At 36.1% G+C, this 837-nt stretch carries 1 protein-coding gene; it reads right to left on the bottom strand.

Going from position 1 to position 837, the window contains the following annotated elements:
• Positions 1 to 71 precede the first annotated feature (71 nt).
• Positions 72 to 674 carry a hypothetical protein gene (locus IEW93_RS21870; RefSeq protein ID WP_188741288.1) on the bottom strand — a complete coding sequence of 201 codons (603 nt, stop codon included), beginning with the start codon at positions 672 to 674 and terminating at the stop codon, positions 72 to 74.
• Positions 675 to 837: the final 163 nt, after the last annotated feature.

The raw sequence follows: 837 nt of genomic DNA, 5'->3' as shown, positions 1-837 counted from the left end.
CCTTTTAGAGCAGCATCCACTAAAAGCCAGTAAACCAACCAAAATAAGAAAGGCAGCATGGAATGGCGATTTTAGGAGCGAGATTTTCTTTGGTTAAAAGATTTAACAAAGCTTAATCCCGCCCTGGAAATTGTAGCGTTGTTGAGACTATCTAAAATTGGACTCCAGTAGTGCTTTCTTTGCTTTGTTACATACTTACCTTTGTTAGTCGTAAGAACTACCACACATCCCTTTCTCTCTTGAATCGCAGGGTTGATATTTACTTTGTAGTTGTTACAACCATAGAAAGATAATGGCTTGTAGTTTCGTACTAAAGTTTCGAATGGCCCAATCACGATTGGAGAGTCTTCTAAATCTTCCATTGTAATGTATATGTTGTTGCCTAGCCTTATATGTATCCCAAAGATTGCTTCAGACTTATCTTTCAGGTTTTGGATGACAATTTGATCAGGATATAAATCATTGTACAAGGCGCTATCAGTGAAAGAAACTGAACCGATAATTTTTATTGAGCGTTTCAACCTATACTGAGCAACAGCAAACCAAACCCCTAAAATGGCTACTAAAAGACTAAGTAATGCACCTATAACTGATACTACAATGCTTATAAACGTCAGAATATTTGAGTCTAAATCTTGGATGTATGGGGCAAGTGCCGTTGAGAAGTTTTCCATTAGTATTTAGAAAGTTGCAAATAATTTAAAAGAACATCATAGACAGGATCTTTAGCGATAACGCTATATTTTAGGTAGAAAAAAGGCCTTATTTATGATCTGATAATTGTCGCCAAACAAACTACCATGAGCAATAAATAAAGCCGATGACGATTATCTCCTT

This window comes from Shewanella inventionis, from assembly GCF_014641855.1.
Classification (GTDB): domain Bacteria; phylum Pseudomonadota; class Gammaproteobacteria; order Enterobacterales; family Shewanellaceae; genus Shewanella; species Shewanella inventionis.
Note: the sequence above shows the minus strand (reverse complement) of the source record. Positions and strands in the feature narration are given on the sequence as shown.

Excerpts from the sequence above, each read along its gene's own strand:
- IEW93_RS21870 (WP_188741288.1), bottom strand. The coding sequence starts at position 674 with ATGGAAAACTTCTCAACGGCACTTGCCCCATACATCCAAGATTTAGAC.